The sequence below is a fragment of the uncultured Sanguibacteroides sp. genome (genome assembly GCF_900543425.1).
In the GTDB taxonomy this organism is placed as follows: domain Bacteria; phylum Bacteroidota; class Bacteroidia; order Bacteroidales; family Marinifilaceae; genus Gabonibacter.
In genome coordinates, this window is record NZ_UQRQ01000007.1 from 94,693 (window position 1) to 110,724 (window position 16,032).

Genomic DNA, 16,032 nt, shown 5'->3' on the forward strand with positions numbered 1-16,032 from the left:
GTTACGTTTTAATTAAACACATACCTTGCTGTCAACAAGGTTTTTTAGCCGGAAATGCTCGCTAAAGCATTTCCGGTATTTTATTTCTCTATTATGTGTACCGTTTTTCCTATGACTTTAAATTCCGGTCCTCCGGCTAAAGTAAGCATCTTTAATATTTCGTCCAGTTTTTCATCTTTACTCATCCGCCCGCTAAACGTATGGGGTCCTTTCCGTTCACCGTCAAAAACAAACATCACGTCGTACCAACGGGATAACATTCGCGTTACCACTTCAATATCATCCTCATCAAATACAAAAACACCGTGACGCCAAGCCGTAACCTTTTCTATCCGCACCTTTTCTACTGAAAAATCCCCACTTTCTTTATCCAATTTCAATTGCATATTAGGTTTTAGCGTAATGGGAGAAGTGTTTCCCCGTTTATTCAATCTCACTTCTACCTTTCCTGTTAACAACGTAGTGTAAACATTTTGCTCATTTTCATAAGCACTAATATTAAAAGAAGTTCCCAACACCCTTGTTTGCATAGAAGCTGTTTTTACGATAAAAGGCTTCTCCGTATCAGGCGCAACCTCAAAATAAGCTTCTCCTTTCAAGAAAATTTCCCTTTTATCACCTAAAAACTCTACCGGATAATCGATCTCCGATTTCGCATTAAGCCATACCTTGGTTCCGTCACTTAATACCAATTGATAATCACTACAATAAGTACGAATAATATGTCTCACTTCCTCTACAGGCAAGGAATCGGATAGCGTTTTATAAGATAATTTTCCCTGTTCTTCAATCACAGCAACGGATGAAAGTTGCAATGTATCCGTTAACGAAACATTTAAATTTATCTCTCTTCCATCTTCCAACACTAACATTACCTTCCCCCGGGCCGGACTGATTTCAACCGCTTCTTGTTGTTTGACTGGAATCATAGAAAGTCTTTCCATTGGTTTTTTCTCAAACAACAGAATTAGTGATATGCACACACCCACCATACATGCGGCCGCAACACTCCCTCCTATTACGAAATACTTCTTTTGTTTTTTCCCTCTAAGGAGACGCCCGGAAATCTCTTTATGAATCTCATCAAAATTCGTTGTTCGATTGATTTCATCTTCCAATCTCAATCGTTTAGCAATACTCGTCCCCCGAATAATATTCTTATATAATTGGCGATTTTCATCACTTTCGTCTAACCACTTCCCTAATACTTCCCGTTCTTCCCAAGAAGCCCTTTTCAATTTAACCCGTATAATGATTTCAGCCAATAACTGCGCTCTATCTAATACCATAACACATCCTCTATTTTTTATCTTAAGACACCACAAAGCACAAGACAGGATGAATGAAACACGAAAAAAAACAATAAAAAAAACATTTTTTTTACTCCTCACTTCTAAATATCTATTATACAATGACAAACATTATCATTTCTTTAAACAGAAAAAGGATATCTGTAGCAGATTTTACAATCTCTACTACAGATAAATTACCTATACTATACAATTTCTTTCCTCTTCCCTTTTCACATAGAATAGTAAATTCTTTCTTATTACGATAGAATCGTAAGCAGTACGATCTTCTATCACGGGTGTATTCCAATGCATATAAATTTCAGGATGTATATAATTACCTAATTTTAAATTTAATATAACATCTTGTTTTAAGATACCACAAACCCTTAAAAGGATGAATGAAAATTGAAAAAAGATGATTAAATAATTTTACCCATATAACGCCAAAAAACAAAATCATATAATACACGACCCGATAAAAAAAGGAGGTTGCCTAAAAAAATTCTTTTAAAGACAACCTCCGACACAAATTATACATTGACAGAATACAGTACTACGGTAAAACTATTCTTCTTTTTGTACCCAACACTTTCACCTGAAAATTAACACACCTGAGGTTGCATCCTCATCTTTAAATAGCGATCATAATCGAAAAAGACACCTTCCCGATGAAAAGCTAACAATCGTTTTTGAAGGGTATTGGTCGATAACATCATACTACCATCATACATAGTAACATCTATTACGCTATAACCTCTTACCCCGACTTTCACCGTTTTCATTCCGATATACGAAAATACCAACGTATCCCAAGGCATTACTCCGTATAAAACATATTTGCCGTCAAAATCCGTAATCGTTCCGAAGGATGTCCCTTTTATCTGTACATTAGCACCGATAATAGGCTCCTTGAATACATCCGTAACCGTTCCGGTTATTTTACTCGATTGCCCACAAGAGACAACATGGAAAGAACAAATGACAAAAAGAAGCATCATCATCTTCTGAAAAAAGAATTTTGTTTTCATAGCATTAATTTTAGTAAAACATTTATTATTAAGGCAGTACTGTATTCAAAGTCAACATAATCAAAAAGTACTCTCTCCAAAAGATTCCTTTAAATAAGGAATCTCTATTCGTTAATATATTTCCATTTGATGGCATCGGCAACAAAACGAACTTGAGATTGTGCCCGGTCCAATAAAACGACACGATTTTCTCCTTTCGGAAGCCGATATTCACCGACATAAACCCAACCTTGATCTTTCGTGATATTAATACTAAATTCATCGTTTTCCTCTCCGTTTTGAACCGCATAATATTGTAAGCAATCCCCTTCTAACGAACCGTTATAGATAAAAGCAGGGAGAGTAGGCACATATACCCATAGCTCATACACACCTGCTCGTTGAATATTTGCCCTCCACGTGACATGATTATTCTCTCCCCCTCCCAACTTCAAATAAGCACTCCGCACAACTCCCCCGTAACAGGATTCGTCTATTCCGGGAGTCCAACTATTGGATGTGATATGCAACGGTATATCGTATTCCTTCTTTTTCAATATTTTTCCTATAAAACGTTTAGACACTACATTATCAATCTGAAAACCATCATCCTCATTATCTATAACAATCTCATCGGGTTCCGGCAAAAAATAATTTTTATCCATATCAAAGATCCCTTGTGAAGTATCGGAAACAACAACCATTTTTACGGTCGGATTCATAACCCAATGAAGAGTTTGAGGGATATTTTGCGACAAGTTGGTATTTACATATATTACCCTCGGCATCTTACCGAGAAGGAATCGAATCTCTTTCGCTTCTCCCCGGTTGATCATGAAATGTTTTATATACCCACCACGCTCCATGACGGATAAGACTCCGTCTGTTTCCGAAGGGTTGTACACCCGTACCCGACCACGGTATCCCTTTACCTCTCCGTTCTCTACTTTATCGACACCTAAATCCTTTATAATTAAACTTGCCGTTTGTCTTCCCTCATACCATTCAGGTAGCCATTGTAAAATATCTACCTGAAATTGATCCGAAAAAGCTTGTCTAAATTGTTTAAAATCAATCTCTCCAAAAAGATAGGAGCTCCTAAAATCACTCAAAAATTGATGTAGATCCGTATAAGATACAGAGGTTGAAATCCTGTTTTTTAAATCCCTGGCCTTTATATTAATTATTTCCGTCATAATCCCTATAGGTAAAGTATCATCATTCAGCGCATCTTCCAAACTATGTGAAGTCAGATAGACCATCGCCTGTTGATATTCGTTCATTCCTAAGAAAAGCGGCATCTTTACTATACTTGAAGTAGCATTATCCTCCTGAAATCTTAACATGACTTGCAATATGCGATCCATCATCGGATAGTCGGGAGAACTCATAAATCCCCAATAATTGGAATACAAAGGCTGAATAGAGTATTCATTAGGAATAGCCTCGGATTTTAGCACGCTTATCATTTCTTGTCTCATATATAATGCTAAACGCCGTTTCATATCAAGTTTTCTCCGCATGGCATATTCACGCAAAAAAGAAGATTCCAAAAACAAACCAAACCTCATAAAATCTGCTTTAGGTCCTGAAATTATTTCATTTCCATCAATCATGTTAACTGCTCCCTCTCCACTAAACTCAATATAATCCGACATGGCTAAAATTTTACTCCCCCGTTCCGGATAAAAAAGTAACTCAGGTTGAGCATTTTCAGTTCCCCCTTTCCAATTTCTCACGTAAGAGGCCAATGTAACGGGAGTTTCAACCATTTTCAAATGTTGAAATGGGTACCCTTTCAAGTGTTTTTGCAAAAACGGGATTAGAAAATCTGAAAAATCATCTGTCTCCTTTATCAAAAGATTACTTCCTTTAAAATAATACCATTCCAATAATACGCTATCCACCGTTATGGATTTCTTCTCGTAAGGTCCTATACTCAGTGCAATTCCAGTCAATTTATTTCCCGGCACAAATCTAACAGTATCTCCCGATTCCTCTACTTTGCCCTGAGAAATCACCATCTGATGATCCGGATTAAACACCCGTAAATCATATGTTGTAAAATTTTTCTCCGTGGCATACAAAGATCTTAAATTTACCGGAGGAACCGCTCCCGGATACCACAAACACTCAGGGAGCAACAATGTATATCCCTTCTCTACAAAAGCATTTCGTTTTCCGAACCTCCATACATCATTATTCCAACGCGTATCGGCATATTCTTTATCCGGAATATCCAAATAACAAATTCGCTCGTCAATCTTTCCGTCATACTCTATTTGCACAGTTGTACTCTCCCCGGGCTGAAGTTCTTTCTCTACCACAATCACCTGATTATCACGATAAAAAGCCAAGTTTTTACCTTTATCCGATAATTGACGTACCTCTAATCCCGGATTCAAATAAAGAAGAAGTTCCTGCATTCGGATCTCGCCGATATTTTTAACTTGAAGTTGAACGGAAGCAAAAATATGATTTCCTTCCTGACGGTAAACGATAGATGATTTTTCCACTCGCAAATCAAGCTTATCCGCGTACTTCACATAAGTATCGGCATACCTCTTTCTAACACTTTTTTCATGCAGAAAAGAGTAGCTATATCCTAACATACAAATAATCCCAACTGTCAACAGAGTACAAGACAAATATCTTAACCTCTTTAACTCCTTTCCATCCGTTAAACGTCTATACCATAGTGCGGCAAGCAACAGCATCCCCAAACCAATTCCAACGAATGAAGCACGTTGCAATAAATAAAGAGAAAGTTCCGGATGTCCGGTGATAGTAGAAAAAAGATTTGGAATTCCGATCGCAAAAAAATCAAAAGCTCCTCCACATATTTCCGGCAAATACCAATAGGTTACTCCCCAGAATAATAACAATAGTAACAAAGAAAAAATATGTTCTTTTACCAAACGAGAAACGAAAAAAGAAAAACCGGTCATAAAAATCAGGGCGGGGAGGGATAAAGTCAGAAAATAAAAAAAGTATAACCAGAGATTAAAAGGGGATAAACTGAGAAAAATATTCATCGAAGCCGCTAACAACAGAGAAATAAAATTTAATCCTATAAAGACGCTGGCGATACCCCACATTTTCCCTAAAATAAGTTCGCTATTGGAAACCGGATACACCGTAAGTACGATTCCAGAATCGAATCGTCGATCCCTTTTCAGTACATCTGTCACGACAAATATAATCATCAATGCCTGTAAGACATTATAAATATAGGTATTGAACCAAGGCAAAGAAGAAGGCATCGCAATTTTAAACCAAAATAAAAATTGAATTTGTTCCACATATTGGAATATCCATGTCCCCAATAGAGCGATCACAGCAAATATCCGAAATCCCCAATTCCGTCTTAGTAATTTGGCCTCGTAACAGGCAATTGTTTTTATTATTTGAAATTTCATCGGTTTAATTTTAGTATGTTAGTTTTTATAAATTCAATTCACATGGAAGTCCGTAAACGGATTAAATCCGTTTACGACCCATTTTACAGCGTCGGCAATAAGACATTGTTCCTTTCCTCCCAAAAGAGTTGCTTTATTCTCTCCTTCCGAAAGCGCATACTCACCCCACAACACCCATCCTGTCTTTTTTATAATATCAATAAGCCTGGGAAGAGAGGAGGGAAGAGCCGTAGCATATTTCCCCTCTCCCACATTTCCTTGCAAAGCATATTGCCCAAAAGTGATCAACAATAAAAAAATTATAGCAAATACACGAAAACTCCAACTCCGGCTCAGTAAAATTGATTTGTAACAGCCTACAGAACACACCTTTTGATTCATTTGTCAACTATTTAATTGTAGTCTTTTATAGAAGACACCACCAAGAACGCAAAAGGATTAGCATTAATTCAAAAATTACAAATAATTAACACTCGCGTTATCCGTTTACTCAAAGCAATATTTTAAAATGATTTTCAGTATAAAATATTCTTTTTAAAAGCAAAAAAAAATGAATTGAAAAACAACCTTGTAGAATGATCACAAGTTATTCTTTGAACCAACGACCGTAAAAAAAATGAACCGACTTAATAAAATTCATTTTACCATTAAAACGAATGATAAAACAAATAATCTTATTTTCTTATAAAAGACATCATTAAAATCATTTTTGGATGAATATAAAATGGCTTTTCTCAAAAATTATTTCTATACTTGCATTTTCGATATAAATTAACCTTCGTTTTATGAAAGGGAGAAACGAGGGGAAAAGATCGATAGCTTGTAAATAGAATAAACTGATAATGAAAGGACATGTGGTACAGCGGATCATACCATAATGAAAATTGTGTACTATCAACAAACGAAGGTTTAATGAGATATGGGAGAAATTTTAAAACTTGAAGTTTTTATCCGTAAATACTATACAACACTTTGTGCATCAGCACTTCACTATGTCAACTCTCCCGATATTGCACAAGATATTACACAAGAAGTAATCATTAAATTCTGGGAAAACAGAAACAAGCATCAAAACTTAAATTCAATTGAAAATTTCCTTTTCATCATGATTCGGAATGAATCATTAAATTACCTCCGAAGTTGTCAAAGGGAAACAAAACGATACGATAAAATCCCCAAAGAAGAAAGTGAGGACCCGCATGTTTTAAATATGCTTATTGAAGAGGAGACCAATCAAATTTTACTCCATGCTATCAATCAACTTCCTCAACAGATGGCACGTATCATGCGTCTTGTCCTTTCCGGTTACGAAAATAAAGAGATTGCAGAACTTCTCGGAGCCTCTGTCAACACGGTCAAGACACTCAAATATGGAGCTTTACGAAAATTAAAGGAATATTTCGAAAAGCATCAATATAACATTAGATAGCAGATAACATTAAAAAAAGCGCCTTAAAGGCGCTTTTTTATTATCCTAAATAGGTTTTTAACAACTTACTCCGTGACGAATGACGCAAACGTCTTATCGCTTTTTCCTTAATTTGACGAACCCGTTCACGCGTCAACCCAAACTTCTCTCCGATCTCTTCCAACGTCATTTCCTGGCAATTGATCCCGAAAAAAAGACGAATAATATCCCGTTCTCTTTCGGTTAAAGTGGATAAGGCCCGCTCTACCTCCGTTGACAAAGATTCATTAATCAAAGTTTTATCCGCTACAGGCGAATCATCGTTGATCAACACATCCAACAAACTATTATCCTCTCCTTCCACGAAAGGCGCATCTACCGATATATGACGTCCGGACACTCTTAACGTATCCGCCACTTTTTCTGCCGGTAAATCCAACGTATCCGCCAATTCCTCCGGAGAAGGACGACGTTCGTGTTCTTGTTCGAATCGAGAAAAAGCTTTATTGATTTTATTTAATGAACCGACTTGATTTAATGGTAATCGCACAATACGCGATTGTTCAGCTAAGGCTTGTAAAATAGATTGACGAATCCACCATACGGCATAAGAAATAAATTTAAACCCTCTGGTTTCATCAAATTTTTCAGCAGCTTTGATCAACCCTAAATTCCCCTCATTGATTAAATCTGGTAAACTTAACCCCTGATTCTGGTATTGCTTTGCCACAGAAACAACAAAACGTAAATTTGCCCTCGTCAACTTCTCCAATGCCCTTTGATCCCCTTTCCGAATTCTCTGAGCTAACTCAACCTCCTCCTCCACGGTGATCAAATCCTCCTTACCAATCTCCTGCAAATACTTATCGAGAGATGCACTCTCCCTGTTTGTTATAGATTTTGTTATCTTTAGCTGTCTCATAATTGTTTTTATATTCTCCCCGAAATATGTGGCAAAGGTAGAACATTTTATCCATATACCAATATGTTAAAATCGCCACCTTTCGTTTATTAACTTTTTTTAATCCTGTAATGATAATGCAAAATATTCGATCCGCCCTCTCGGTGAAATAGCAGTAATCAAAACTCCTTCATTCTCTGCTATCTTCAATGCTTTCACCAGATCGTCTTTATCGTATATCCAATAGTTATTAATCTTTACAATAATATACCCTTTTTGCAATCCGATACCCTTTAAATGTCCGTTTTTCAATTCGGTAATCTTCACTCCTTTGTTGATTCCATATCGATATCGCTCCTCTTTAGACAAAGGTTCAACCACCGCACCTAAAATACCGTCATCCTTCATATCCACCAATGCCGTGTCACCATACATATTTTGCAAAAGTACATTCATATTTTTGCTCTTTCCATTCCGTTCAACACGTACATCTACTGTAGTCCCCGGATGATATTTTCCAAGTTGACCATGAAATGCAGAGACAGTATTTACCTCAATACCATTGATCTCTTTGATAATATCTCCTTTCTTTATACCGGCCTTCGCCGCTGCTCCATTAGCAAGTACCTCTATAACATATATTCCTCCTACATCTTTTAGATTCAATTCTTTAGCCAATTCCGCCGTCACTTCGTTCATACGAATCCCTAAAACGGCCCGTTGTACGGTTCCAAAATTCTTCAAATCTCCAACCACCTTACGAGCTATATTCGCCGGAACTGCAAAGGCATAACCGGAATAAGATCCCGTGGGCGACTCTATAGCCGTATTGATTCCGATCAACTCCCCTTTGGCATTTACCAAAGCACCTCCACTGTTTCCGGGATTCACGGCCGCATCCGTTTGCAAAAAAGAACTTAAATTCATTTGTCTTCTATCCATACCCAAATCACGTGCCTTCGCACTAATAATTCCGGCAGTCACGGTAGAAGTCAAATTATACGGATTCCCCACGGCCAAAACCCATTCACCTAATTCCACATCATCCGAATTCCCATAGTCCAGATAGGGTAATCCATGTTCTTCTATTTTCAACAAAGCAATATCCGTATTGGCATCTTTCCCAATAATTTTCGCCTTATACTCCTTTTTATTATTCAAAACGACCGTAATATCGTCACTCCCGTCAATCACATGGTTATTGGTTACAATATACCCATCCTCCGAAACAATAACTCCCGAACCAAATCCCATACGTTGCGGAACCTCACGAACCCGGGGAGCTCTCCCATAAAAGAATTCCAATAAAGGATTCCCCACAATCTCTCTTCCCATCTGTATCGTTTTGACATGAACCACAGCAGGAACTGTCTTTTTGGCAGCATCCCTTAAGTCCACATTTCCAGCAGGTACGCTATTAATTGCATTATCGTTTACCATGGTTACCGGACGAACTGCGGTCGGAGAAACGACCTCCAAAGGTTGAACAGGTTTTATCGGCTCCTTTTGTAAAGTATCTATAACGAAGAATGCAATACATCCTCCTGCCATCCCTAACCCGAGGTTTAGTAATGATTTTGTAATTGCCATATCTTTATCTTTTGATTTAACTCAACTTTTCATTTTATACCCTACAATATTAACAATATCCCTGCCAATCGCTTATTAAGAAATTCTTAATTAATATAACTTAACCTATGATTTTGTAGTTTCACAAAAACAAGCGTAATACCCCTTATACCAAGACGTAATGTCAGTATATTACAAAAAATTTCTTCATTTAAAATTTTATCGGAAATTTATCCTTGCTTTGCAACTCTCCCATATAAATTGTAACTTCGCTCGCGATAAAATTCAAGCACATGATAACAAGAATCAACCAGAAAAAGAGTACGAAATCAAGCAGTTGGCATACACCGCATATATTACAGGACCCAAGAACACGCGTAATCATGGGGCTGATCCTGATCTTATTATCCATCTATCTCCTTCTTTCGTTTGTCGGGTTCTTTTTCACGGGAGGAATTGACCAAAGTTTAATCGACAAAAATTCCATGGAGTTAATCACCAATCCTGAAATAGAAGCGGGCAACCCTGCCGGTAAAATAGGTGCCATACTCTCCGATGTTTTCATTAACCAATGGTTTGGAATATCCTCTTTTATATTTTGTTATCTATTTTTTATCGGAGGTTTGCAGGTAATGGGACGCTCTATTTATAGGTTCTCAAGAAAACTATTGATCGGATTTATTCTTATCATTTGGTGTTCTTTATTCTTCGGATATATTTTTAATTTTATCCCTACAGGTTATGTTTTTCCCGGAGGAACACACGGCTACTTTATCAGTAATTGGCTGAATTCGTTAGTCGGGAAAGTAGGAACTTTATTTTTATTATTAATCTCTTTTTCCGTCATTCTCTTTTTCGGATTTGAAAACGCTTTTAATAAATGTGCCGCAATAGTAAAAAATTATTTTATTCAAAGAAGAGAACGCAAAGAAGAACGCACACGCCTGCAAGCTGAAAAAGAAGAAAAAATTCGAGAGGAAGCCGAAAAAGAAGCGATGAAAACAGAGGAGGAAGAAAGCGAGAAAGAATCTTTTTCAGAGGAAACATTTACTCGAGAAGAGGAAGAAAACAATATATTCGAACATCAATTCGATACTCCCGATACTCCCATTTTACAGGATATAGCCCAACCGGATTTTGAAATAAATATAAAAAAAGAAGATGAACCTTTTGAAAAAAGAACCACGATAGAATCCGACGGGGAAATCGAAGCAGGAGAAGACTCCGGTAAAGACATTGAACTCACGATCATCGCGGACAAACTGGAAGAACAGTTAAACAGAAACCTGCGACCTGATGAAGATTACGACCCGACATTGGATCTTTCCAATTATCGTTATCCCACGTTAGAACTATTGGCAGAACATTCGTCAGGGAATCCCAAGGTAACGGCGGAAGAGTTAGAAGCGAATAAAAACACTATCGTCGAAACATTACGATATTATAAAATTGAAATTACCAAAATAAAAGCGACGATCGGTCCGACTGTTACTTTATACGAAATAGTCCCCGCTCCGGGGGTTAAAATCGCCCGGATTAAAAACCTGGAAGACGACATTGCATTAAGCTTGGCAGCCTTGGGAATCCGTATCATTGCTCCCATTCCGGGAGCCGGTACAATCGGTATTGAAGTGCCGAATCAAAATCCGGAAATCGTCTCCATGCGAGGAATTATTGCCTCCAAAGCATTCCAAGAGTCCAAATACGCTCTTCCGATTGCATTGGGCAGAACAATCTCAAATGAACCTTATACCTTTGATCTGACCAAAATGCCTCATCTATTGGTAGCCGGGGCGACAGGACAAGGAAAATCGGTCGGATTAAACGCAATCATTACCTCTCTATTATACAAAAAGCACCCGTCCCAATTGAAATTTGTGATGGTCGACCCCAAAAAGGTGGAATTAAGTATCTATTCCATTATAGAAAAACACTTTTTGGCCAAATTACCGGAAGAAGAAGACGCAATTATCACGGAGACAGGTAAGGTCGTCGCTACCCTAAATTCTCTCTGTATCGAAATGGATAGCCGTTATGATTTATTGAAACTGGCGCAGGTACGAAATATCAAAGAATACAACGAAAAATTCATCAAACGCCAATTAAACCCGAATAACGGTCACAGGTATTTGCCGTATATCGTCGTGGTTGTAGATGAATTTGCAGATCTCATCATGACCGCAGGTAAAGAGGTTGAACAACCTATTGCCAGAATTGCACAACTTGCCCGTGCCGTTGGGATTCATATGATTATCGCCACTCAACGGCCCTCCACAAATATTATCACCGGTGTCATTAAAGCCAATTTCCCGGCCCGGATTGCTTTCAAAGTAGCCTCTATGATCGATTCCCGTACTATACTGGACTCACCGGGAGCCAATCAACTGATAGGAAGAGGCGACATGCTCATCTCTGCAGACGGAGATATGGTTCGCGTACAATGTGCTTTCGTGGATACTCCCGAAGTCGATGCCGTTACTCATTTCATTGCTGCTCAACAGGCCTACCCTTCTGCCTATATGTTACCTGAATACCAATCGGATACAGAAAACGGTTTCAGTTCAGAGGCCGATCTCGGTATTAAAGATCCTCTATTCGAAGAGGCTGCACGAATGGTAGTCAACACTCAACAGGGTTCGACATCCTCCATCCAGAGACGTTTTTCAATAGGCTATAACCGGGCCGGAAGAATTATAGATCAATTGGAAGCGGCAGGTATTGTTGGACCGTACGAAGGAAGCAAGGCCAGACAAGTACTGATCGCTGATGAGTATAGTCTGGAACAATTACTCCGTTCAGTAGGAGAACGATTTTAATAACAACACTTAATCATCAGTTATGTTCTTAGAAAAAGCAAATAAAGGAGAAAACCAGTGGTATCGATATGTTCTTACTCTGGCTATTACGTTTATAGCCGTACAAATAGCTTCCGTTCCGATATTGCTTTACAGTATTTATATGAATACGGGTTCTATTTTGCAAAGCAATAGCCTAACTGTCCCCAACACAAATCCGGGTTTAGCCTTGGTATTGTTTCCTTTTGCCGTGGGAGTGATTAGCTTATTGGTTTGTGTGAAATTCATTCATCAAAAAAAGCCCACGGATATACTCACGGGTCGAAACCGCTTCGATACCTCCCGCTTTTTGTTTGGGGCCGGAATATGGAGTATCATAACACTTCTCTCCATGCTTCCGCAATACTTCCTCAGTAATAAGTCCGAACTACTCTTCCAATTCGAACCGCTTCCTTTTATCATCATGTGTGTCATTATTATTACCCTGATTCCTTTTCAGGTTGCTTTCGAAGAGTTTATTTTCAGAGGATATCTTATGCAAGGCTTTGCCTTACTTTTCAAGTACAGGTGGATTGCAGTTCTGATTACCGGCGTCATTTTCGGTTTATTGCATTCGAGCAATCCGGAGGTCGAACGCTTCGGATACTTTAACGCCATGTCACAATACATACTCATGGGACTTATTTTAGGTTATATTGCCGTAAAAGACGATGGCGTCGAGTTAGCACTTGGCCTTCATTTTGCAAACAACGCTCTCGCATCCATACTTGTGACACACGATTCAGCAGCTCTACAAACGCATGCCTTATTTAAAGATTTAAATCCTACGTCCTCTTATTGGGATCCGATCATCATTTTAGTAGGCGGCGTTCTCTTTATCTGGATCTGTAACAGCAAGTATCATTTTTTCCCGAAGATCAATATATGGAAAAAAATTTAAATGTTATTTTTTTCTTAAAAAACGCCGAATTTAATTTTGATCTTCCGTTTTAAACAAGCAATTTTTTATCTTTGGCGGCAGTCTGTATGGAAATAGAAATTAATAACATATCATTATTCACACAAATTACATTAAAATGAAGAAAATCAGTTCATTACTGTTCATTTTTATCTTCGGGCTCTCCTTATTTACCAGCGCCCAAGTAAAAGAAAAAGAAGAAGAGCAAAAACCGGAAGGTTATATCTTCACGGAAATTGTCAGATTACCGACACTTTCAGTAAAAGATCAAAGTCGTGCAGGAACCTGTTGGTCTTGGTCTGCAACCGCATTTTTCGAATCTGAAATGATGCGTATGGGCAAAGATTCTGTTAATCTTTCTGCTATGTATTCGGTAAGACATGCCTATAGCGATAAAGCTGACAAATACGTACGTCTTCATGGATATTTGAATTTCGGAGTGGGTGGATCATTCGGAGATGTGGTACATACGATCAAGAATTATGGTATTGTTCCTTTAGAAGTATACGAGGGATTGGAATACGGTGAATCTAATCATGCTTTCGGCGAAATTGATGCCGTACTGAAAGCTTACGTGGAAGCGGTTATCACAAACCAAAATAAGAAACTAAGTACGGCCTGGAAAAAAGGGTATGAAGGGATTTTAGACGCTTATTTAGGAGCAGAACCTGAAAAATTCCAATACAAAGGAAAAGAATACACCCCCAGAACATTTGCGGACGAAGTTGTCGGTTTAAATATGGACGACTATGTAAGTTTAACTTCTTTCACGCATCACCCGTTCTATACCTCATTTGCTATTGAGGTTCCGGATAATTGGTTATGGGGAGAATCGTATAATTTGCCTCTTGATGAGTTTATGGAAGTAATGGATAAAGCTATCGATAAAGGTTATACCTTTGCCTGGGGTGCCGATGTCAGCGAAAAGGGATTTGCTACTGTAAATCCGGGTGTTGCCGTAGTTCCGACAACCGATACCAAAGAGATGAGCGGAGCTGAAATCGCCAAATGGGAAGCCATGCCTAAAAAACAACAAAATCCGGATGCTTTCAAAAATGGTCCCGCTCCAGAGAAACAGATCACACAGGAAATGAGACAACGTGAGTTTGATAACTATCAAACAACCGATGACCACGGTATGCAAATCATCGGAAAAGCAAAAGATCAAAACGGAACTCCTTATTTCATCGTGAAAAACTCATGGAATAAATATAATAAATTCGGAGGTTATTTCTATGTTTCCTATCCTTTTATGCAACTAAAAACAATGAATATCCTCATTCACAAAAATGCCATTCCTAAAGATATCAAAAAGAAATTAGGTCTTAAATAAATATTCTCTATTCCATAATAGAGAAAGTAAATAAAAAAAGGCTGTCCTTCCTCCAAGAAGACAGCCTTTTTTTTATAATTTCGCGAGGAATTGAAACGTTTAATTAAAAAACTTAATCGATATGAATCAAGCAGTAGAAATAAAAAAGGATATTTATTGGGTAGGTGTTAATGACAGAAGAACTCATATATTTGAAAATTATTGGCCTCTTCCCAAAGGTGTAGCCTATAACTCTTATCTCATTATCGATGAAAAAGTAGCCCTGATCGATACCATTGAAAGAAGCAAAATGGAGGACTACGTGGAAAACATCGAACAATTATTAAATGGACGTAAAGTCGATTACCTGATAGTGAATCACATGGAGCCTGATCACACGGGAGCAATCAAAGCCTTATTATGTCATTATCCCGATGTAACAGTAATCGGCAACGCGAAGACTTTTCCCATGTTGAAAAATTTTTACGGTGTATACGATAACTTATTGGAAGTAAAAGAAGGAGACTCGTTGGACTTGGGAAAACATAAACTGAATTTTTATATGGCCCCCATGCTTCACTGGCCGGAAACTATGGTTACCTTTGAATCCACGGAAGGTATTCTGTTCAGCGGCGATATATTCGGTGCTTTCGGGACATTGGACGGAGGAATTTTCGACGATGAAGTAGATCTGGATTACCTGGAAGAAGAGATCAGCCGTTACTACTCGAATATTGTAGGGAAATACGGGCAACCGGCACAACAGGCATTAAAGAAATTAGGAGGACTTCCCATACAGATGATTTGTGCCACACATGGTCCTGTTCGACGTTCCCATATCGCCGACATTGTCGCAAAATATGATAAATGGAGCAAATACGAAACAGACAAAGGAGTGGTTATCGCTTTTAGCTCTATGTATGGAAACACCGAAAAGATGGCCGATATGATTGCTCGCTTTTTGGCTGAAAAAGGTATCAAAAAAATACGAATTCACGATACGTCTAAAACTCACCCCTCTTATATGATTAACGATATTTTCCGTTACAAAGGTGTGATCTTGGGTAGTTGTGCCTATAACGGAGGAATATTCCCTACCATGGAAACCTTTCTAAACGAATTGGAGCATATGGGAGTAAAAAATCACGTTGTAGCCTTTTTCGGAGGTAAAGCCTGGGCCGGAGGAGCCATGCCCCGTTTCAATCAATTTGCTGAAAAAATCAAATGGGAAGTGGTCGCTCCTTCCGTTGAAGCTTGGGGTGCACCCAAAGAAGAGGATTTCGAGCTATGTCGTCAAATCGCTTACGCGATGGCGGATAAATTGAATGAAATCTGCTAAATAAAAAGACGGTTTCGGGTAAGCTTCGAAAC

The 16,032-nt window shown here is 38.2% G+C and carries 11 protein-coding genes; 5 read left to right on the plus strand and 6 right to left on the minus strand.

All coding sequences use genetic code 11. The annotated features are described in order from the left end of the window. Positions 1-80: 80 nt before the first annotated feature. The 4 genes from QZR76_RS05430 to QZR76_RS05445 all read right to left on the minus strand — a co-directional run bounded on the left by QZR76_RS05430 (position 81) and on the right by QZR76_RS05445 (position 6,099). Entirely contained in the window at positions 81-1,289 is a 1,209-nt protein-coding gene (locus QZR76_RS05430) for a FecR domain-containing protein (RefSeq protein WP_294141109.1), read from the minus strand. A gap of 605 nt (positions 1,290-1,894) precedes the next feature. Then, positions 1,895-2,320 carry a carboxypeptidase-like regulatory domain-containing protein gene (locus tag QZR76_RS05435; RefSeq protein WP_294141113.1) on the minus strand — a complete coding sequence of 142 codons (426 nt, stop codon included), beginning with the start codon at positions 2,318-2,320 and terminating at the stop codon, positions 1,895-1,897. 104 nt (positions 2,321-2,424) lie between these two features. Then, positions 2,425-5,718: a hypothetical protein gene (locus tag QZR76_RS05440; protein ID WP_294141115.1), complete on the minus strand. Its 3,294-nt coding sequence runs from the start codon at positions 5,716-5,718 to the stop codon at positions 2,425-2,427. Between the two features lie 33 nt (positions 5,719-5,751). Further along, positions 5,752-6,099 (minus strand): hypothetical protein, encoded by a 348-nt coding sequence (locus QZR76_RS05445; protein WP_294141117.1) that lies wholly within the window; start codon positions 6,097-6,099, stop codon positions 5,752-5,754. A gap of 538 nt (positions 6,100-6,637) precedes the next feature. On the opposite strand from QZR76_RS05445, the gene QZR76_RS05450 reads away from it, so the two are divergent. After that, complete coding sequence (locus QZR76_RS05450) at positions 6,638-7,147, plus strand: sigma-70 family RNA polymerase sigma factor (RefSeq protein ID WP_294141119.1); 510 nt, start codon at positions 6,638-6,640, stop codon at positions 7,145-7,147. 40 nt (positions 7,148-7,187) lie between these two features. Here the strand turns inward: QZR76_RS05450 and QZR76_RS05455 are convergent, their stop codons facing one another. Further along, on the minus strand, positions 7,188-8,048 hold the full coding sequence (locus QZR76_RS05455; RefSeq protein WP_041502623.1) for a sigma-70 family RNA polymerase sigma factor: 861 nt from the start codon (positions 8,046-8,048) through the stop codon (positions 7,188-7,190). Between the two features lie 99 nt (positions 8,049-8,147). Next, positions 8,148-9,617: a Do family serine endopeptidase gene (locus tag QZR76_RS05460; protein WP_294141121.1), complete on the minus strand. Its 1,470-nt coding sequence runs from the start codon at positions 9,615-9,617 to the stop codon at positions 8,148-8,150. 272 nt (positions 9,618-9,889) lie between these two features. On the opposite strand from QZR76_RS05460, the gene QZR76_RS05465 reads away from it, so the two are divergent. The 4 genes from QZR76_RS05465 (at position 9,890) to QZR76_RS05480 (ending at position 16,000) form a co-directional block, all read left to right on the plus strand. Then, positions 9,890-12,412, plus strand: coding sequence for a DNA translocase FtsK (locus QZR76_RS05465; RefSeq protein WP_294141123.1), 2,523 nt, complete (start codon positions 9,890-9,892; stop codon positions 12,410-12,412). Between the two features lie 22 nt (positions 12,413-12,434). Continuing rightward, positions 12,435-13,331 (plus strand): CPBP family intramembrane glutamic endopeptidase, encoded by an 897-nt coding sequence (locus tag QZR76_RS05470; RefSeq protein ID WP_294141125.1) that lies wholly within the window; start codon positions 12,435-12,437, stop codon positions 13,329-13,331. A 136-nt stretch (positions 13,332-13,467) separates the two neighbouring features. Further along, complete coding sequence (locus QZR76_RS05475; protein ID WP_294141127.1) at positions 13,468-14,682, plus strand: C1 family peptidase; 1,215 nt, start codon at positions 13,468-13,470, stop codon at positions 14,680-14,682. A gap of 121 nt (positions 14,683-14,803) precedes the next feature. Continuing rightward, positions 14,804-16,000, plus strand: coding sequence for an FprA family A-type flavoprotein (locus QZR76_RS05480; RefSeq protein ID WP_294141129.1), 1,197 nt, complete (start codon positions 14,804-14,806; stop codon positions 15,998-16,000). Positions 16,001-16,032: the final 32 nt, after the last annotated feature.

Bases quoted from the DNA above. Each gene is read 5' to 3' on its own strand.
- QZR76_RS05435 (WP_294141113.1), bottom strand. From the start codon at position 2,320: ATGAAAACAAAATTCTTTTTTCAGAAGATGATGATGCTTCTTTTTGTC.
- QZR76_RS05445 (WP_294141117.1), bottom strand. From the start codon at position 6,099: ATGAATCAAAAGGTGTGTTCTGTAGGCTGTTACAAATCAATTTTACTG.
- QZR76_RS05465 (WP_294141123.1), top strand. From the start codon at position 9,890: ATGATAACAAGAATCAACCAGAAAAAGAGTACGAAATCAAGCAGTTGG.
- QZR76_RS05470 (WP_294141125.1), top strand. From the start codon at position 12,435: ATGTTCTTAGAAAAAGCAAATAAAGGAGAAAACCAGTGGTATCGATAT.
- QZR76_RS05460 (WP_294141121.1), bottom strand. From the start codon at position 9,617: ATGGCAATTACAAAATCATTACTAAACCTCGGGTTAGGGATGGCAGGA.
- QZR76_RS05475 (WP_294141127.1), top strand. From the start codon at position 13,468: ATGAAGAAAATCAGTTCATTACTGTTCATTTTTATCTTCGGGCTCTCC.
- QZR76_RS05440 (WP_294141115.1), bottom strand. From the start codon at position 5,718: ATGAAATTTCAAATAATAAAAACAATTGCCTGTTACGAGGCCAAATTA.
- QZR76_RS05480 (WP_294141129.1), top strand. From the start codon at position 14,804: ATGAATCAAGCAGTAGAAATAAAAAAGGATATTTATTGGGTAGGTGTT.
- QZR76_RS05455 (WP_041502623.1), bottom strand. From the start codon at position 8,048: ATGAGACAGCTAAAGATAACAAAATCTATAACAAACAGGGAGAGTGCA.
- QZR76_RS05450 (WP_294141119.1), top strand. From the start codon at position 6,638: ATGGGAGAAATTTTAAAACTTGAAGTTTTTATCCGTAAATACTATACA.
- QZR76_RS05430 (WP_294141109.1), bottom strand. From the start codon at position 1,289: ATGGTATTAGATAGAGCGCAGTTATTGGCTGAAATCATTATACGGGTT.